Raw genomic sequence first — 18,219 nt, forward strand, 5'->3', positions numbered from 1 at the left:
TCACGCCACTGACGAGATATAGTCGGTCGCGCAAGACCCCAGCAGCTCGTGTTTCAGTAAACAAAGGGTAGCTGCGACCCGGTTAGCGGTGGATTCGGGGTACCGCCAACCAAAGTGAGAACCGTCACCTTTCGCGATCCGGCGGGTCAATGGTCGGATCGTCGCCGGTGTCGAGGGCATCCCAGAGCATCCGTTCGTTGCCGTCACCTGGCGTCGAGCCGGTCTCGCCGGGGGTCGGGGCCCCCGCTTCGCCAGAGCTGTTTTCAGCCGCATTCTGTTCGGCGTCGCGCTTGGCGAAGACTTCTTTTTCGAGCTCGGCGCGGCGCGCCGCAGGTGACTTGTACTTCGAGGACATCGGCGCATCCCGGGACGCGGTCTGCAGCATCACGACTGCGCCGATCACGGCGGCCAGCGCTCCCGCGATCACGACCAGACCAGGCAAGGTGTTGGTGTCGACCTGCAGCGCCTCATAGCGGGACGGCAACTCGATCACATCCACCGCATAGCCGACGTGGTCGTCTCCGGTCAGCAGCGTCAACGCGGGCAGGAAACCGATGACCGCGACCGCCGCGACGACAAACGCGGTGATCCGCAACGCCCAGCCGCGCAATGATGCCGCTGCCGCGATCCCGGCGAGCAACACGATTGCCAGCGGGGTCAGGAGTGGTGTCCAGTCAGAACCCTTGACCGTGAACGTTCGTGGCGGCGCCATGCCGTCGGCCGCGATCAGTTCGGCCCAGGTCATCCGGGAGGCCGCCCAGAAAGCCAAGGCACCTAATCCGAGCAGGACAGTGATGATCGCCAGCCTCCGGCCACGACCACTCGCTCCCCGACCGGTCGACGCAGCCTTGCCCGCGGACTTGCTCTCACTCATCGTCGGTACCCGCGATCGGTGTCATCGTCTCGGCCGCCGCGATCGCCTTGAGGACCGCACGCGCCTTGTTGCTGGCCTCGTTGTACTCGTAGTCGGCCTCGCTGTCGGCCACCACGCCGCCACCGGCCTGCACATATGCGCGTCCCTCCTTGAGGACCGCGGTACGGATCGCGATGGCGGTGTCGGCGTCACCCGCGAAGTCGAGATAGCCCACGATGCCGCCGTACAGGCCGCGCCGGGTCTTCTCGTGTTCGTCGATCAGTTCCATCGCCCGCACCTTGGGCGCACCTGTCAGGGTGCCGGCCGGGAAACAGGCGTTCACCGCGTCGAGGGCGGTCTTGCCGTCCTGCAGTTGCCCCGACACCGTGGACACCAGGTGCATGACGTGGCTGTAGCGCTCGATGTGCCGGTAGTCCGACACCTTCACCGTGCCCGGCTCGCACACCCGACCGAGGTCGTTGCGTCCGAGATCGACAAGCATGAGGTGCTCGGAGTTCTCTTTTTCGTCGGCGAGTAGGTCTTTTTCCAGCAGCAGGTCGTCGGCCTCGGTCTCCCCACGCCAGCGGGTACCCGCGATCGGATGGGTGGTGGCCACCGAATCCTTCACGGTGACAAGAGCTTCAGGACTGGATCCGACGATCGTGAAGTCGGGTCCACCATTGCCCGGAACCCGCAGCAAGTACATGTACGGACTCGGGTTGGTGGTTCGCAGGACGCGGTAGACATCGATGGGATCGGCGTCGGTCTGCATCTCGAAACGCATCGACGGCACCACCTGGAAGGCCTCGCCCGCCTCGATCTCGGAGACCAGGCTGGTGACGATCGTCCCGTACTCCTCGCGAGTGCGCTGAGCGGTGAACTCCGGTTCTGCGGGGTGATACGTCGAGACGGTCGACGGCGCGGGTGCGGCCAACGCGGCCGTCATCGTGTCGAGGCGGCCCACCGCGTCGGCGTACGCCTCCTCGGCCCGATCGGCACTGCCGTCCCAGTTCACCGCGTTGGCGATCAGGGTGATGGTGCCTTCGTGATGGTCGACGGCGGCGATGTCGGTTGCCAGCAGCATCAGCATCTCCGGCAACTGGAGATCGTTCACCGTCGTGTCGGGCAGACGTTCGAGGCGACGGACCGCGTCGTAGGCCAGAAAGCCCACGAATCCACCGGTCAGCGGCGGCAGATCGGGGAACCGATCAGTGGCCAGGATTCGCAGCGACTCGGCGAGGGCGACAAGTGGGTCGCCTCCCGACGGTGCGCCGGCGGGCCGGGTCCCCCACCACTGCGCCTGGCCGTCGACCGAGGTCAGCGCAGCGGGCGAGCCGGCACCGATGAACGACCATCGGGACCACGAGCGGCCGTTCTCCGCGGACTCGAGCAGGAAGGTACCTGGCCGGTCACCGGCGAGTTTTCGGTACGCACCCAGCGGTGTCTCCGAATCGGCCAGGACCTTGCGGGTCACCGGCACAACCCGATGGTCGGCTGCCAGCTCCAGGAACTGGGCCAGCGTTGTGGTGTCTGTGAAGCCGCCTGCAGTGGCTGCAGCGGTGGTCATGTTTGCCATCGTCTCCGATTGTCCCAGTCGCTCGCTATTGACCGAGCGGCTCCCCACCCACACCCCAGTGCGACCGCGGAACCTCGGTGATCGTCACCCACACAGAATCGGGGTTTTTCCCGGTCGCACGGGCATACGCCTCGGTGACCGCGGCGATGGTTTCACGCTTGACCCGATCGCTGAGTCCGGGTGTCTGGGAGATCTGGATGAGTGGCATGAAACGAATGTGCCATAACTCCGCTCGGTTCCGAGTGGGTGACCAGGCGGACGAGTCACGTCAGACTTCAGCGGACGGGTGGCGAATTGACCTATTCCAAACCAGGTGAGCGGCGCCGGCGGCACACTTGACCCCACGTACATGACCTGCGAGGGAGGCTGACCGTGGCCGATTGGGACGGCGACCGAGTGAGCGGCGCCGGCGGCACACTTGACCCCACGTACATGACCTGCGAGGGAGGCTGACCGTGGCCGATTGGGACGGCGACCGATATGCCGACGTCAGTGCGCTGCAGAAAATGGTGGCCGAGGTCTCGATCGGTGATCTCGAACTCGCCGGTGATGAGCGCCTGCTCGACGTCGGCTGCGGCGACGGGTTCATCACAATGCAACTTGCCCAGCGGTTGCCATCGGGTTCGGTCGTGGGTGTGGACGCTTCCCGACGCATGATCGACAAGGCCCTCACCCGAGTGCCTGTCGGCATGCTCCGGGTGCAATTCCATGTCGATGACGCATTGGCCTTGCCGTTCGAGCGCGATTTCGACATCGCGGTGTCGTTCAACGCGCTGCACTGGATCGGAGACCAAACCGCTGCACTGCAAGGCATTGCCCGCAGTCTGGACGATGGCGGCCGGGCCGTCATCCAGATCGTTTGCGCAACAGACCGTCTCAGTATCGAAGACGTGGCCATGGAGGTGGCGGCGAGCTCATCGTGGCGCGAACATTTCGTCGACTTCCAGGCTCCGTACTTCCATGTCGAACCAGACCGGTTCCGCGAATTCGCCGCAACCGCCGGCTTCACCGTCACCGATCTCGATGTGCAGGATCTGCGCTGGCAGTTCGACTCCACCGAGGCGTTCGCACAATGGTTTTCGGTCGGTGGCACGGACTGGACCGACCGACTTCCCGCAGCCGGCGTCGACGGTTTTGTCGGTGAAGTGATCGATCGTTACCAGCAGGTGATCGGCGAGCGCGCTGTGCTGCGATTCAGTCAGATGAGAGCGTCGATGGCACTTGCGAGGCGGTGAAATGTTTCAAGCGGTGAGATGTGTCAAGCAGCGTTGTATTTGACGCGGCGCCAGCCGAAGTCGACGTTGAACACCGGTGCCGGCTCAGCCTTCTCCTCAAAGATGGAGCGGGCTCGCTGCATGAACCACTCGGCATCAGCGTCACTGTTCGGGTTCCACATCTCCGGGTTGGTGAAGTACTTGTCCGGGAAATGAGTGTTGTTGGCCTGCGGCAAATCCAGGCTTCCGCGTTGACGCCAACCGATCCGGCCCTGCCAGCCCGGTGGACCGGTATCTGCATTGATGATCTCCGTGATCCACCCCGTCTCACCATCGTGGACCTGCGCATGGTCGGGATCGCACACCAACGTCAACACAGTGATGTCAGTCCATCCACCCTTGGACCATTCCCGCGTGTGATGGACCGCCACCTCAGTGGCCGGAGCATCACACCCCGGGCGTGAGCAGCCCCGCTCAGCGGCGATCAACGCCATCCGCTGATCAGCAGTAGCCAGGCGTTGTTCCCGACCCAGAAACAGGGGGCGGTGCTTATCGTCGAGCAACGCCAGGAACTTACGGTTCACCCCGGCCAACCGGATCGCGTCACGCACCGGCATCACCCCGCCCGAGGCGGTGGTCGCGACACCGGATTCTTTTTCGAGTTGGTCCAGTGTCATGGTGACGATGACCCGCGCGGGTAGCCCGCGGTGCTGACCCAGAGTCCCTTGTCCGACAGCCAACTCCAACAGCCGTTTGAATGCATCGTGATTACGCTGCCCGGGCGTGCGGTGATCGCGTTTGGCTGCGGCCTGCACGGTGTCTTTGTCGGCTTTATCGGATGGTCCGGACGGCGATTCGGGATCGTTGGGGTTATTCATCCCGGCCGCAGCCCACTTGGCGGCCACCACGTCCCACAGCGCTTTGGTCACAGGATCGAGGGTGCCGGTGATCTCGGCCATCTTGTCCGCACCCTGCTTGGACACCGACAACCCGCGCTTCTGGGCTCGGTCCGCATCGTCGAAATCGCCGTCCGGATCCAAATGATCGCGCAGATACAGCCCGACCCGCTTGAGTTCGTCAGGATCCATCGTGCGGGCAGCTTCGGCCATCAACCGTTCACCGTCAGACCACAATTCGAGGTTGCTGCGAATACTGCCCGGCAGATTACGCAACGTGTCGTCGATGACGCTGTAATGCGCTATCCCGATCGCACCATCGCGCAGCGCCTGCCAGGTGTGCGGATATATCGGCGCGAGTACTTCACCAGACGGGGTGTGCCATTCCCCTACGCGTTCAGCCCGTTTGGACCGTGCACTGGCTTGGGTCGAAGAAATGCGTAGCTGGCGCCGCAAAAACTTGTTGTGCTTCAAACCTTGTTTGGCAGCGACCGACCGCTCCCGCAACTCCACTGCGATCCGCACTTTCACGGCTTCATCACGGCGGGTTTGGGTTTCGATCGTTTGCGCCAGTTCAACAGCCTCTTTGTCCGACAGGTTCGCCAGCGATACGTCAACAAGACTGCGGGACAACACTTCACGGACAGCAACGATCTCTTCCGCATCAAGGGACATGCCCTCGATACGGTTGATGAGATCTGCCACCCCCGACGTCATAGAACAGTTCTATCAGCGACCACCGACAAGTCCCTGACCAGCAATTTCTGACCCACTACGGGCGGAGCGGTCGAAACAGCCGACCACCTACGGGTATGTGCGAGCTCTCAGGCCGGTGCGGTGTACAGCACGTTGGCGTCGAAGCAGGTGTGGTCGCCGGTATGGCAGGCCGCGCCGGTTTGTTCGACCGTCATCAGGACGGTGTCGCCGTCGCAGTCCAGGCGCAGCTCGATCACCTTCTGGGTGTGGCCGCTGGTCTCACCCTTGATCCACTGTTTGCCCCGCGACCGCGAGAAGTACGTGGCCTCACCGGTCTCCAGGGTGCGGGCCAGCGCGTCGTCATCCATCCACGCGACCATCAGCACCTGCCCGGTGCCGGCTTCCTGCACCACAGCGCAGACCAGGCCCTCGGCATTGCGTTTGAGCTGCTCGGCGATCCCGGTGTCCAGCGGCATAGTTGTCACTCCCGTATACGAAACCTATTGGTGCAGTGCTTGATTCAGCACAGTGCATGTCTTAACGGACGGGGATGTCCTCGGCGCGCAATGCGTCCTTGACCTGCCCGATGGTCAGCTCACCGAAGTGAAAGACCGAGGCCGCGAGCACCGCGTCTGCTCCACAACGCACAGCGGGCGGGAAATGTTCCACCGCGCCGGCACCGCCGCTGGCGATCACCGGCACCTTCACCGCAGCGCGCACGGCGGTGATCATCGCGAGATCGAAACCGTTTTTCGTGCCGTCGGCGTCCATCGAGTTGAGCAGGATCTCCCCTACCCCGAGGTCTTGGCCGCGGCGCGCCCATTCCACGGCGTCGATTCCGGTGCCCTCGCGGCCACCATGGGTGGTGACCTCCCAGCCCGACGGAGTCGGGGGCTGACCCTCCGGCACGGTGCGGGCATCAACCGACAGCACGATGCACTGCGATCCGAAGTGCCTGCTCATCTCACCGAGCACATCAGGATTGGCGATGGCCGCGGTGTTGACGCTGACCTTGTCCGCGCCGGCGCGAAGCAGGCGGTCGACGTCGGCGACGGTGCGGATACCACCACCGACCGTCAGCGGGATGAAGACCTGATCGGCGGTGCGCTTGACCACGTCGATCATCGTGCCGCGATTGCCGCTCGACGCTGTGACGTCGAGGAAGGTGAGTTCGTCGGCCCCGGCCTTGTCGTAGGCGGCGGCAAGCTCCACCGGATCTCCGGCATCACGCAGGTTCTGGAAATTGACGCCCTTGACCACCCGGCCGGCGTCGACATCCAGACATGGGATGACCCGAACCGCGACCGTCATATGTACTTCTCCTTCGGAGGTTCAAAAGCCTGAGGATCCCCGATCCGGCCGATCAATTCGATCAGCTCCTCGTGGACCCCGGCACTGGCCGCCACGATCGACGGCGATGTGACCGACCATGGCCGGCCTTCGATGTCGCTGATCCGACCACCGGCCGCCAGGACCAATGCGGCACCGCCTGCGTTGTCCCAGGCGTGGTGGCCAAAGGTGATCGCGCCACCGAGTTGTCCACCCGCGGTGAGCGCAAGGTCGAATCCGGTGCTGCCGAACAGTCGCAGACGCGCTGTCCGCCTGCTCAATTCACCGAGCATCTCCACCCGGTACGCACCCGGATACCGGCCGCGACCGTTGATGTTGAACGCTCCGAACGCCAGCATCGCCTCGCTGAGCTTCTGCTCGGGCCGCGGCGGCACGGGGACACCGTTGCAGAGCAGTTCACCGTCGACAAAACCCTGATAGTTCAAGCCCGACAACGGCAGCCACGTCAGTCCGAGTACCGGCAGTCCGTCGTGGACCAGTGCCAGCAGCATGCCTGCGATCGGCAATCCCGCCGAGTAGTTGTAGGTGCCATCGATCGGGTCGACCACCCATACCGTGCCCTCGGTCAGGTCCGGTCCACCGAATTCCTCACCGTGAACGGCGATCTGGGTGCGCTGCTCCAGCTCCGCCGAGATCGTGCGCTCCAGCTCGAGATCGAACTCGGTGGCAAAGTCGTTATGCCCCTTGGACACCGCGCTGGGTGCACCAACGCCCGACAAAAACCGGTCGGTGCTCTGATCGAGGACCGCAGCAGCGCTTGCCAGCAACTGCTCCGGATCGAGATCGGGTGGGAGGGTCCCTCCGAGCGCCGAACTCATGACGCCGACGCGACCGCCGCAAGCGCCTCGACGAGGGTGAAGCGCCCGGCGTAGAGCGCCTTGCCGACAATCGCTCCCTCGACGCCCGTGCCAACCAGTCCGGCGATCGCAACAAGATCCTCGATGGCGGAGACGCCACCGGAGGCAACCACCGGTGCATTCGTCTTGGCGGTGACCTCCCGCAGGAGTTCCAGGTTCGGTCCGGTGAGGGTGCCGTCCTTGGTCACGTCGGTCACGACGTAGCGGCTGCAGCCATCACGCTCGAGGCGCTCGAGGACGTCCCACAGGTCGCCGCCGTCAGACACCCACCCGCGGCCACGCAGGCGGTAGGACCCGTCGACCAGCTGAACGTCGAGGCCGACCGCGACGCGGTCGCCGTATTCCGCGATGGCGCGTGAACACCACTGCGGGTCTTCCAGTGCGGCGGTACCGAGATTGACGCGGGCACAACCGGTTGCCAGCGCGGCCTTCAGGGAATCGTCGTTGCGGATTCCGCCCGACAGTTCCACCTTCACGTCGAGTTCACCGATCACCTCCGCCAGCAGTTCACGGTTGCTGCCGCGACCGAATGCGGCGTCGAGATCAACCAGATGCACCCACTCCGCGCCGTCGCGCTGCCAGGTCAGGGCCGCCTCGCGGGGCGAACCGTAAGAGGTTTCGCTGCCGGCGGCACCCTGCACCAGCCGTACTGCCTGGCCGTCGGCCACATCGACCGCCGGGAGCAGTTCAAGTCGTGCATTCATGCTGGGGATCAATCTCCTTCGATTTCTGATTGGTCTGCTTCTTCGCGCATCGCGCGGGCCACGCGGTCGACCATCCGGTTGGCAACAATACCCATCGCGACAATTGCCAGTATCAGCGCCAGAAGCGCAACGATCAGGGCAGCGACCGGTGACACCTTCGCCAGTCCGATCACGATCACCGCCGAGACGGCCAGCACCACGACTCCGGCACCCACGGTGAAGAGGGCCAGCCGGGCAAACGAGAACCGCGGTGCGGTCATCATTGCGGCGCAGGGCTTGTCACGGCGTTCACGTCAATGACCCGACCCAGTTGTTGAGCAGCCGGGCTCCGGCGTCACCGGACTTCTCTGGGTGGAACTGGGTGGCACACAACGGGCCGTTCTCCACCGCGGCGAGGAATCGTCCCCCGTGGGTGGCCCAGGTCAGCTTGGGCGCCTTGAACAGTGCGTCCGCGGGCAACTCCCAGCTCTGCGCGGCGTACGAATGCACGAAGTAGAAGCGCTCCTCTTCGGGCATGCCCGCAAAGAGCATCGAATCAGGTTCTGCCTCAACGGTGTTCCAGCCCATGTGCGGCAGCACCTCGGCCTGGAGTTGAGTGACCGTACCCGGCCACTGCCCGCAGCCCTGCGCTTCGGCTCCGAATTCGACACCGCGTTCGAACAGGATCTGCATACCGACACAGATGCCCAGGACCGGGCGGCCACCGGCCAGCCGGTCGTCGATGATGCGGTCGCCCTTGACCGCGCGCAGACCTTCCATGCAGGTCGCGAACGCGCCGACGCCGGGCACCACGAGACCGTCGGCCTCCAACGCGATCGCCGAATCGGACGTCACCGTGACCTGCGCGCCGGTCCGCTCCAGGGCCCGCTGCGCCGAACGCAGATTGCCCGAACCGTAATCGAGGATCGCAACCGTCCGATCGCCGTTGCTGCCGCTCACAGGGCCCCCTTCGTCGACGGCACACCACTCACGCGTGGATCCGATTCGGTCGCGGCGCGCAGCGCGCGTGCCACAGCCTTGAACTGGGCCTCGGTGATGTGGTGCGGATCGCGGCCGTAGATCGTGCGCACATGCAGCGCGATCTGGGCGTTCATCGCCAGAGTTTCGAAGACATGCTTGTTGATGACCGTGTGGTACGGCACGCCGGGATTGCCGCCGATGGTGGTGGTCAGCATGTGCTCGGGCTCGCCGGTGAACACGCAGTACGGGCGACCGGAGACGTCGACGATGGCCTGGGCCAGGGTCTCGTCCATCGGGATCCAGGCGTCGCCGAAGCGGCGGATGCCCCTCTTGTCGCCCAGAGCCTTCGCAATGGCCTGGCCGAGCACGATCGCGGTGTCCTCGACGGTGTGGTGGGCCTCGATCTCGACGTCACCCTTGGCCGCCACCGTGAGGTCGAAGCTGCCGTGCGCACCGAATGCGGTGAGCATGTGGTCGTAGAACGCCACGCCGGTGGAGATGTCGGTGCGCCCGGTGCCGTCGAGATTGATCTCCACGGTGATCGAGGACTCCCGGGTGGTCCGCTCGATGCGGGCCACGCGCGGTTGTGCGGTCATTTCTGCTCTCCGATCAAGTCTGTCTGGCCTATTAAGTCGGTGCGGGCCAGTTCGGCGCTGCGGGCCAGCAGCGCGTCGTTTTCGGCGGGCAATCCGATGGTGGCACGTAGATGGCCCTCGATCTGCATGTCACGGACCAACACGCCACCGTCGAGGTAGTTCTGCCAGCTCGCGGTTGCATCGGCGAACGGGCCGAACAGGATGAAGTTGGCGTCGGAGTCGACCACCGAGTAGCCCAACCGGGTCAGTTCGGCGGTGACACGCCCCCGTTCGGCGACGATCGCGGCGACCCCGGCGAGGGTGTCGTCGGCATGTCGCAGAGCCGCCCGGGCGGCGGCCTGCGTGACCACCGACAGGTGGTACGGCAGCCGTACGAGCAGCAGCGCGTCGATCACGGCCGGATCGGCGGCCAGGTAGCCAAGGCGTCCGCCTGCAAAGGCGAATGCCTTGCTCATCGTCCGGCTGACCACGACCTTGGCGGGGAACTCCTCGATCAGTTCGACCGCACTCGGTGCCGCCGAGAACTCGCCGTATGCCTCGTCGACGATCACGATGCCCGGCGCCGCAGCAGCCACGGCGCGCACGTCGTCGAGTGAGATGGACCCACCGGTCGGGTTGTTGGGTGAGGTCAGGAACACCACATCGGGTCTGCGCTCGGCGATTGCCGAGAGTGCGCCATCGAGGTCGAATGAGAAGTCGGCGTTGCGCTTTCCTTCGATCCAAATGGTGTCGGTGCCGGTGGAGATGATCGGGTGCATCGAGTACGACGGGACAAACCCCATCGCGCTGCGGCCCGGACCGCCGAAGGCCTGCAACAACTGCTGCAGAATCTCGTTGGATCCATTTGCCGCCCAGAGGTTTTCGGCACCGAGCGCAACACCCGTCGCCGAGCTGAGGTAGGCGGCGAGATCGGTACGCAGCGCGACCGCGTCCCGGTCCGGATACCGGTGCAGCTGCGACGCGGCCTCGCGTACCGACGCCGCGACGTCGTCGATCAGTGCCTGCGACGGCGGATGTGGGTTCTCGTTGGTGTTGAGGCGGTACGGCACGTCGAGTTGCGGTGCGCCATAGGGCGACTGGCCCTTCAGCGTCTCGCGCAGCGGTAGGTCGTCAAGCCCGATCCGTCTGGTGGAGGAGGTGGGGGTCGAAGAAGTCACCGAAGATCCTCCGAACCGGCGAACCGCAGCCGCACGGCTTCACCGTGCGCGGGCAGATCCTCCGCCTTCGCCAAGGTCTGCACGTGCCCGGAGACCTCCTTGAGTGCGGCCTCGTCGTAGTCGATGACGTGCACGCCGCGCAGGAACGTCTGCACCGACAAACCTGAGCTGTACCGCGCCGAACCCGACGTGGGCAGAACGTGGTTGGAGCCTGCGCAGTAGTCGCCCAGGCTCACCGGCGAGTAGTCACCGACGAAGATCGCACCGGCACTGCGCACTCGGGCAGCCACCGCAGCAGCGTCCCGCGTCTGGATCTCGAGGTGTTCGGCGGCGTAGGCGTTGACCACCTGCAGGCCCTGATCGATGTTGTCCACCAGAATGATTCCCGACTGCGGACCTGCCAGGGCTTCACGGACGCGGTCGGTGTGCTTGGTCCGGGAGACCTGAACCTCGATCTCTGCGTCGACGGCGTCGGCGAGCTCCGGGCTGTCGGTGACCAGGACAGAGGCTGCCATCACGTCGTGTTCGGCCTGGCTGATCATGTCGGCGGCCACGTTGACCGGACTGGCCGAGCTATCGGCCAGGATCGCGATCTCGGTGGGGCCGGCTTCGGAGTCGATGCCGACTACGCTGCGGCACAGCCGTTTTGCCGCCGTCACGTAGATGTTGCCCGGGCCGGTGATCAGGTCGACAGGATCGAGGTCGGCGCCGTCGGTATCGGTGCCGCCGTAGGTCAGCAGGGCGACGGCCTGTGCGCCGCCCACCGCCCAGACCTCGGTGACACCGAGCAGCGCGCAAGCCGCCAGGATCGTCGGATGCGGCAAACCGTCGAACTGGGCCTGCGGGGGCGACGAGACCACCAGGGATTCAACACCGGCCACCTGGGCGGGCACCACGTTCATGACCACGCTCGACGGGTAGACCGCATTGCCGCCCGGCACATACAGACCGACTCGGCCGACGGGGATCCAGCGTTCGGTGACTGTTCCACCGGGTGAGACCTCGGTGCTCACGTCGGTCCGACGCTGATCGGCGTGGACCCGACGGGCCCGGTCGATCGCCTCGGACAGCGCGGCGCGGACGTCGGGATCGATCTCGGCCAAGGCCTTCTCGATCTGCTCGCCGGGAACCCGCACGGTCTCCGGTGCCACGCCGTCGAACTTCTTGCCGTAGTCGAGCGCCGCGGAGGCACCATGCTCGCGGATCGCCTCGATCACCGGTTTGACCTGGCCCAAGACCGTGTCGACGTCGGTGGCGCCGCGCGGAAGGGTCCGGCGTAGTTGAGCGGTGGTGGCGTTGGCACCGCGAAGGTCGGTGCGGACAAGCATGAGCACGAACTCCTGACGAATCGTTGGCGATCCGCATTGCCCGTGGATTGGCCACTGCGGACTTACTTCTAGGATATGCGTTCCGGCCAGCAGTTTTTACCAGCGCCCCTAGGATCTCAACATGGTCTTCGCCGCACGACTCCTCATCAATGCTGTCGCCATCTGGATCGCAGCAGCTCTCATCAACGGGATATCGATCGCCACGGACGGCCGCGACACCGGCGCCCAGATCCTGGTGGTGCTGTTCATCGCGCTGGTCTTCACCATCGTCAACACCGCGATCAAGCCGTTTGTGCAGCTGTTGTCTCTCCCCCTGCTGATCCTCACATTGGGACTGTTCACCCTGGTCATCAACGCATTGATGCTGTTGCTGACGGCCTGGGTCACCGAGACCACCGACTTCGGCCTGAGCGTCGACGGATTCTGGACCGCGGTCGGTGGCTCGATCGTGATCTCGGTCGTCAACTTCCTGCTCGGGGCACTGGTCCCCGACCGTCAAGACCGCTGACGTCGCCCAGTCCGGTCAGAGTGTTGCGGTGTCGATCACAAATCGGTAGCGCACCTCCGAAGCCACCACCCGCTCGTAGGCCTCGTTGATCTGTGAGGCATTGATCACCTCGATCTCGGCACCCAGGTTGTGCTCGGCGCAGAAGTCGAGCATCTCCTGGGTTTCGGCGATTCCACCGATCAGTGAACCGGCCAGCGAACGCCGCTTGGACACCAAGGTCATGGCCTCCACTGAAATCGGGTTCTCCGGCAGGCCCAATTCGACCAAGGTGCCACCGACAGCAAGCATCGACAAGTACTGATTGATGTCGAAGTTGGCGGAGACCGTGTTGAGGATCAGATCGAACTTCCCACGAAGTTCGCTGAAGGTGTCGGGGTTGTCGGTCGCGTAGTAGTTCTGCGCACCCAGTCGGAGTCCGTCTTCCATCTTCTTGAGGGACTGTGAGATGACACTGACCTCGGCGCCCATGGCGTGAGCGATCTTGACACCCATGTGTCCGAGTCCACCGAGTCCGATGATCGCGACCCGCTTGCCGGGTCCGGCGTTCCAGTGCCGCAGCGGCGAGTAGGTGGTGATGCCTGCGCACAGCAGCGGCGCGGCAACATCCAGCGGCAGCCCCTCGGGGATGCGTAGGACGTAATTTTCGTCGACCACGACCTCCTGGGCGTAGCCACCGGTGGTGACCTTTCCGTCCCGGCCGACCGCGTTGTAGGTGCCGACCATGCCCTTCTCGCAGTACTGCTCGTCTCCCTGCAGGCAGGGCTCGCACTCGCGGCAGGAATCAACAAAACAGCCGACGCCAACCCGATCGCCGACCTGGTACTTCGTCACCTCTGAGCCGATCTCGGCGACCGTGCCCGAGATCTCGTGGCCGGGCACCACCGGATACTGCGCCTGGCCCCATTCGTCGCGAACCGTGTGGATGTCGGAATGACAGATACCGGCGAAGGCGATGGCGATTCGCACGTCGGCCGGACCTACGTCACGGGTCTCGATTGTCATCGGGACCAGTGCACCCTTCGCGGATGGAGCGGCGTAGGCATTGATGGTCGGCACAGATAAACCTCCGAGAATGTGGGGATCGCGGTGTTGAACCGCGCATTCAAGCGTACATACGCATATGTCCTTGGCTAACGAATGCGACGTGCACCACAGTCCCCACCCACGCAAGCATTTCCGTTTGCGCCCCGCTTTTTCAGCGGTGCCGGCACAGACACGGAGAAGCTGTTGAGATTGACGAAATCAGTCGCCGATCCAGTCGAACCCGATGTCGAGGGCGGTCACCGAATGGGTGAGTCCGCCGACGGCGAGGTAGTCGACGCCGGTGCGGGCGTATGCCTCGGCGACGTCCACGGTCAGTCCACCAGAGCTCTCGAGTTTGGTGGACGGCGACTTGGTGTTGCGACGCTGCACCGCCATCTGGGTCTGCCAGAGCGGAAAGTTGTCCAGGAGAACGAGTTCGGCACCCAGAGCCAGAGCCTCGTCGAGTTGCTCGAGACTGTCGACCTCGACTTCGCAGGTGATGTCCGGGGCAGCAGCACGTACTGCATTGAGTGCCGCGGTGACCGATCCGGCGGCTGCGACGTGGTTGTCCTTGATGAGCGCCTCATCGCCGAGACCCATCCGATGGTTCTGTCCACCACCGCAGCGCACCGCATACTTTTGCAGAGATCGCAGACCCGGCAACGTCTTCCGTGAGTCTCGAATGACGGCGTCGGTGCCCTCTACCTGCTGCACCCACAACGCGGTGGCGGTGGCGATTCCGGACAGATGACACATGAGATTGAGTGCGGTTCGTTCGGCCACCAGCAAACCCGCCACCGGTCCCCGAAGCGTTGCGATCGCCGTACCGGCCTCGAGATGCGCGCCGTCCTTGAGGCGATCGAGGACCTCGTACTGACCGGCACCGATGACAGTGTCGAAGACCCGCAGAGCGATGTCGAGGCCGGCGAGGACGCCGGGTTGCCGGTTGGCGAGCACCGCGGTTGCAACGGCACCCTCGAGAACCGTTGCAGCTGTGGTGACATCAGGTCCGTAGCGCAGGTCTTCGTCGAGCGCGGTGGCAATGAGCGCCGCAACCTCGGGTGTGCCGGCCTGGTTGTCCGTCACTCGCCCACTCCCGGGTTACCGATCTCGATCATCCGCTGAACACTGCGACGTGCCTTCTCGGCAACGTCGGGAGCCACATGAACCTCATCTTTGCCTTCACGCAGGCAACGCAGCAGCGCGGCCGGGGTGATCATTTTCATGTACGGGCAGGAGGCACGGTCGTTGACGGCCTGGAAGTCGACATTGGGTGCAGCTTTGCGCAGCTGATGGAGCATGCCGACCTCGGTGGCAACCAGCACCTGTGTGGCGCCGGTTTCCCTGGCGGCGTCGAGCATGCCACCGGTGGAGAGGATCTTGACCTTGTCGGCGGGTACAAAACCCTCGCCGGCCAGGTACAGCGCCGATGTGGCGCAACCACATTCGGGGTGTACATACAGCTCGGCGTCTGGGTGTGACTTCGACTTCGCGGTGAGCTCATCGCCGTTGATGCCGGCGTGGACGTGGCATTCACCGGCCCAGATCTGCATGTTCTCGCGACCGGTCACCCGCTTGACGTGGGCGCCGAGGAACTGGTCCGGCAGGAACAGGACCTCTTTGTCGGGATCGATCGAGTTGACGACATCGACTGCATTCGACGACGTGCAGCAGATGTCAGTGAGCCCCTTCACCTCGGCCGTGGTGTTGACGTAGGAGACGACCACCGCATCGGGGTAGTCGGCCTTCCAAGCCCGCAGGTCGTCCGCGGTGATCGAGTCGGCGAGGGAACAGCCGGCCCGCTCGTCGGGGATGAGCACGCGCTTGTCCGGGCTCAGGATCTTTGCGGTCTCGGCCATGAAGTGCACACCACAGAAGATGATCTCGTCGGTCTCGGCCTCGGCCGCGATCCGCGACAGGGCAAGCGAATCCCCTACGTGATCGGCAACGTCCTGGATGGCAGGCAGCTGGTAGTTGTGCGCCAGCAACGTGGCGTTGCGCTTCTTGGCGAGACTCTTGATCTCGGCGAACCATTCCGGCGTCGGCTCGACCCCGGTGTAAAGGGGTTCGGTCGAACCGAGTGTGAGTGACGTGGTTGTCATGACAACCACCCTCCTGTTCATGGCGCCGGTCTTCGGTGGCCGGCCTGGGCTATGGGCGGGGGTTTTCGACTGTAGATCGAAAACCTCCTCCGATCCTACACCCGGCATGTGCGCACCCTCACACTCCGGCCTGCGATACCCCGGTCACGCCTGGTCCCAGCACCCACGGCGCACGCACTACACTCGCAGCCATGCCGTCGCCGAGCGCCTTCCATGAAGTCCTCTGTGCCGTGTTCCAAGTCCGCGAGCATCAGGTCGGCGAGCCGCCCGTGCTGTCGATTTTGTTGTGGCAGCGCGCTTTTGAACCGCAGGCCGGGTCGTGGTCACTACCCGGCGGCAATTTGCATGATGACGAGGACCTGAAGTCGTCGGCCTTGCGACAGCTCGCCGAAAAGGTGGACCTACGCCAGGTGGCCCACCTCGAGCAGCTGTCCGTGTTCTCCGAACCCGACCGTATCCCCGGCCCGCGGGTGATCGCGTCGTCCTACCTCGGCATGGTGCCGTCGGATTCGCAACCGAACCTGCCGCCGGATACCCGCTGGCACCCGGTCTCAGACCTTCCGGTGATCAGTTTTGATCACCGCAAGATCGTCGAACGGGCACGCTCGAGGCTGGCTGCCAAGCTCTCGTACACGAATATCGCGTTCGCACTCGCGCCTGCCGAGTTCTCGATGTCGGCCCTGAGCGACATCTACTGCGCAGCCCTTGGCTATCCGGTGGACTCGACCAATCTGCTGCGCATCCTCTCGCGACGCGGCGTGATCACCGCGACCGGGACCGTCGGCCGAACCGGCCCGTCGGGTGGACGGCCGCCCGCTCTGTACCGCTTTGCCGACAAGCAACTGCGCATCACCGACGAGTTCGCAACGCTGCGCCCACCTCTGTAGACCCCTCGAGCGGGCAAAGATGCTGTGTCACTTGTCCATCACCTGAGGTATCGCCTGCTCCCCCGCTTCGGCGAACAGGTCCGCGACGCGGTCTGCCGTCTGCAACGACTTCCTCGTGGTCGAGTAGATGCCGCTCGCCAGGATGACCATCCCCAGTCCGGCGGCGACCCACCACAACGGCGCCATGTCCGAAGCCGATGATGTTCCGTGGTCGCCCGCGATCACCGAACCCGCCATCGCACCCGACAACGCCACACCGATACTCACACCGACCTGCCTGCTGGTGGATGCGATCGCCGAAGCTGCCCCGGCCCGGTCCCTCGGCATACCGCTGACCGCGCCGGTGGTGATCGGCGCGTTGACCATGCCGAAACCGATTCCGAACAAGCCAAAGGTGATGAGTAGCTGCCAGATCGGTGTCACATCGTCGATGGTCGACATCAACACGGACGCAATCGTCAGGAGCGTCCCGGCAGCGACCAGCGACGGCCGGGTGCCGTAGTGACCGACCAGCCGCCCGGACAGCGGAGAGAAGAGCAGCGTTCCCGCCGCCAACGGCAGGAACATCAGACCGGTCTCGATCGGGCTGAATCCACGGATGCTCTGCAGGTAGATCGACACCACAAAAAGGAAAGCCCCATAGGCCGCAAAAGCGCAGATACCGGTCACCGTGGCGGCCGAGAACGGAATACTGCGGAAGAACCGTAGGTCGATGAACGGGTCGTGATGACGCAGTTCGTAGCGACAGAACGTCCCGAACGCCATGACGGTGACCGCGAAGATCCCGATCGTGGCCGGGTCGGTCCAGCCCATCGAGGGTCCTTCGATCAGGCCGAAGACCAGGCCTGCCATGAAGACCACCGCCAGCGTCTGACCGACCGGGTCGAGACTGCGCACGTGCAGCGACTTCGACTCGGGCACAACAAGTGCGGTGGCCACCACTGCGATGACGCAGATCGGCAGGTTGATCCAGAACACCGCTTCCCAGCTGAAGAGTTTGATCGCGGTCCCGCCGACGATCGGCCCCAGTGCCATCGAGATGCCCACCACCGCACCCCAGACCCCGACCGCCCGAGCCCTCTCCACCCGGCCCGGGAAAGTGTTGGTGATGATCGACATCGCGACCGGGTTGAGCATCGAACCACCGATGGCCTGGACGAAGCGGGCCGCGATCAGCACCTCGATGCTCGGGGCCAGACTGCAGAGCAGCGAACCGAGCGCAAAGGTGATCAGGCCGATCTGGAAGACGCGGCGGCGACCGAACTTGTCGGCCATCGTCCCGGCCAAGAGCAGCAGGCTGGCCAACACCAGGGTGTAGATGTCGATGACCCATTGCAGCTGTGACGCACTGGCATCAAAATCCGCACGGATCGACGGGATCGCCACGTTGACGATGGTCGCGTCCATCGTCACGATCAGCAGGCTCAGACAGCAGGTCACCAGAATTGCGTTCTTACGACGCGGACTGAGCACCGCTGCTGAGGTCACCTGGTAATTGTGATACTTGTCAAC

20 protein-coding genes are annotated in these 18,219 nt (G+C 64.4%); 3 read left to right on the forward strand and 17 right to left on the reverse strand.

Annotated elements, in window-relative coordinates:
• Window positions 1-124 precede the first annotated feature (124 nt).
• From AC1TPF_RS25810 to AC1TPF_RS25820, 3 genes are read right to left on the reverse strand one after another with little or no spacing between them, the layout of a single operon-like run.
• Window positions 125-874, reverse strand: coding sequence for a TIGR02234 family membrane protein (locus tag AC1TPF_RS25810; protein WP_482142123.1), 750 nt, complete (start codon window positions 872-874; stop codon window positions 125-127).
• Complete coding sequence (locus AC1TPF_RS25815; protein WP_482145723.1) at window positions 867-2,420, reverse strand: anthranilate synthase component I; 1,554 nt, start codon at window positions 2,418-2,420, stop codon at window positions 867-869. The genes AC1TPF_RS25810 and AC1TPF_RS25815 overlap by 8 nt, the downstream gene beginning before the upstream one ends.
• A 34-nt stretch (window positions 2,421-2,454) precedes the next feature.
• Window positions 2,455-2,637 carry a tautomerase family protein gene (locus AC1TPF_RS25820; protein WP_028462844.1) on the reverse strand — a complete coding sequence of 61 codons (183 nt, stop codon included), beginning with the start codon at window positions 2,635-2,637 and terminating at the stop codon, window positions 2,455-2,457.
• Window positions 2,638-2,884: 247 nt separating this feature from the next.
• Here AC1TPF_RS25820 and AC1TPF_RS25825 point away from each other — a divergent pair, with 247 nt between their 5' ends.
• Window positions 2,885-3,664 (forward strand): class I SAM-dependent methyltransferase, encoded by a 780-nt coding sequence (locus tag AC1TPF_RS25825; RefSeq protein ID WP_482145724.1) that lies wholly within the window; start codon window positions 2,885-2,887, stop codon window positions 3,662-3,664.
• A gap of 23 nt (window positions 3,665-3,687) precedes the next feature.
• Here AC1TPF_RS25825 and AC1TPF_RS25830 read toward each other — a convergent pair whose 3' ends face one another.
• The 10 genes from AC1TPF_RS25830 to hisD all read right to left on the reverse strand — a co-directional run bounded on the left by AC1TPF_RS25830 (window position 3,688) and on the right by hisD (window position 12,187).
• The gene (locus AC1TPF_RS25830; protein ID WP_482145725.1) at window positions 3,688-5,256 is read right to left on the reverse strand and encodes an HNH endonuclease signature motif containing protein; all 1,569 of its coding nucleotides are present in this window, start codon (window positions 5,254-5,256) and stop codon (window positions 3,688-3,690) included.
• 107 nt (window positions 5,257-5,363) lie between these two features.
• A complete protein-coding gene (gene hisI, locus AC1TPF_RS25835) occupies window positions 5,364-5,711 on the reverse strand; it encodes a phosphoribosyl-AMP cyclohydrolase (RefSeq protein ID WP_482145820.1) in 348 nt (115 codons plus the stop codon).
• A 61-nt stretch (window positions 5,712-5,772) separates the two neighbouring features.
• On the reverse strand, window positions 5,773-6,546 hold the full coding sequence (hisF, locus tag AC1TPF_RS25840; RefSeq protein WP_482142119.1) for an imidazole glycerol phosphate synthase subunit HisF: 774 nt from the start codon (window positions 6,544-6,546) through the stop codon (window positions 5,773-5,775).
• Window positions 6,543-7,403, reverse strand: coding sequence for an inositol monophosphatase family protein (locus AC1TPF_RS25845; RefSeq protein WP_482142118.1), 861 nt, complete (start codon window positions 7,401-7,403; stop codon window positions 6,543-6,545). The genes hisF and AC1TPF_RS25845 overlap by 4 nt, the downstream gene beginning before the upstream one ends.
• Window positions 7,400-8,146, reverse strand: coding sequence for a bifunctional 1-(5-phosphoribosyl)-5-((5-phosphoribosylamino)methylideneamino)imidazole-4-carboxamide isomerase/phosphoribosylanthranilate isomerase PriA (gene priA / locus AC1TPF_RS25850; RefSeq protein ID WP_482142117.1), 747 nt, complete (start codon window positions 8,144-8,146; stop codon window positions 7,400-7,402). The genes AC1TPF_RS25845 and priA overlap by 4 nt, the downstream gene beginning before the upstream one ends.
• Window positions 8,147-8,154: 8 nt before the next feature.
• Window positions 8,155-8,409 carry a hypothetical protein gene (locus tag AC1TPF_RS25855; protein WP_482142116.1) on the reverse strand — a complete coding sequence of 85 codons (255 nt, stop codon included), beginning with the start codon at window positions 8,407-8,409 and terminating at the stop codon, window positions 8,155-8,157.
• Window positions 8,410-8,434: 25 nt separating this feature from the next.
• The gene (gene hisH / locus AC1TPF_RS25860; RefSeq protein ID WP_482145726.1) at window positions 8,435-9,085 is read right to left on the reverse strand and encodes an imidazole glycerol phosphate synthase subunit HisH; all 651 of its coding nucleotides are present in this window, start codon (window positions 9,083-9,085) and stop codon (window positions 8,435-8,437) included.
• Window positions 9,082-9,702: an imidazoleglycerol-phosphate dehydratase HisB gene (gene hisB, locus AC1TPF_RS25865; protein WP_482142114.1), complete on the reverse strand. Its 621-nt coding sequence runs from the start codon at window positions 9,700-9,702 to the stop codon at window positions 9,082-9,084. The genes hisH and hisB overlap by 4 nt, the downstream gene beginning before the upstream one ends.
• Entirely contained in the window at window positions 9,699-10,859 is a 1,161-nt protein-coding gene (locus AC1TPF_RS25870) for a histidinol-phosphate transaminase (RefSeq protein WP_482145727.1), read from the reverse strand. The genes hisB and AC1TPF_RS25870 overlap by 4 nt, the downstream gene beginning before the upstream one ends.
• Window positions 10,856-12,187 (reverse strand): histidinol dehydrogenase, encoded by a 1,332-nt coding sequence (gene hisD / locus AC1TPF_RS25875; protein ID WP_482145728.1) that lies wholly within the window; start codon window positions 12,185-12,187, stop codon window positions 10,856-10,858. The genes AC1TPF_RS25870 and hisD overlap by 4 nt, the downstream gene beginning before the upstream one ends.
• Window positions 12,188-12,308: 121 nt before the next feature.
• Between hisD and AC1TPF_RS25880 the strand changes: the two genes are divergently transcribed.
• Window positions 12,309-12,695: a phage holin family protein gene (locus AC1TPF_RS25880; protein WP_482142111.1), complete on the forward strand. Its 387-nt coding sequence runs from the start codon at window positions 12,309-12,311 to the stop codon at window positions 12,693-12,695.
• Between the two features lie 15 nt (window positions 12,696-12,710).
• On the opposite strand, the gene AC1TPF_RS25885 is transcribed toward AC1TPF_RS25880, so the two are convergent.
• From AC1TPF_RS25885 to nadA, 3 genes are all read right to left on the reverse strand, one after another.
• Window positions 12,711-13,751, reverse strand: coding sequence for an NAD(P)-dependent alcohol dehydrogenase (locus AC1TPF_RS25885; protein ID WP_482145729.1), 1,041 nt, complete (start codon window positions 13,749-13,751; stop codon window positions 12,711-12,713).
• Between the two features lie 186 nt (window positions 13,752-13,937).
• Window positions 13,938-14,804 carry a carboxylating nicotinate-nucleotide diphosphorylase gene (nadC, locus tag AC1TPF_RS25890; protein WP_482142109.1) on the reverse strand — a complete coding sequence of 289 codons (867 nt, stop codon included), beginning with the start codon at window positions 14,802-14,804 and terminating at the stop codon, window positions 13,938-13,940.
• Complete coding sequence (gene nadA, locus AC1TPF_RS25895) at window positions 14,801-15,820, reverse strand: quinolinate synthase NadA (protein ID WP_482142108.1); 1,020 nt, start codon at window positions 15,818-15,820, stop codon at window positions 14,801-14,803. Before nadA ends, nadC begins: the two co-directional genes overlap by 4 nt.
• A gap of 191 nt (window positions 15,821-16,011) precedes the next feature.
• On the opposite strand from nadA, the gene AC1TPF_RS25900 reads away from it, so the two are divergent.
• Entirely contained in the window at window positions 16,012-16,707 is a 696-nt protein-coding gene (locus tag AC1TPF_RS25900) for an NUDIX hydrolase (protein ID WP_482142107.1), read from the forward strand.
• 27 nt (window positions 16,708-16,734) lie between these two features.
• Here the strand turns inward: AC1TPF_RS25900 and AC1TPF_RS25905 are convergent, their stop codons facing one another.
• A complete protein-coding gene (locus tag AC1TPF_RS25905; RefSeq protein WP_482142106.1) occupies window positions 16,735-18,195 on the reverse strand; it encodes an MFS transporter in 1,461 nt (486 codons plus the stop codon).
• Window positions 18,196-18,219 lie beyond the last annotated feature (24 nt).

This window comes from Williamsia sp. Y853 (assembly GCF_056786495.1).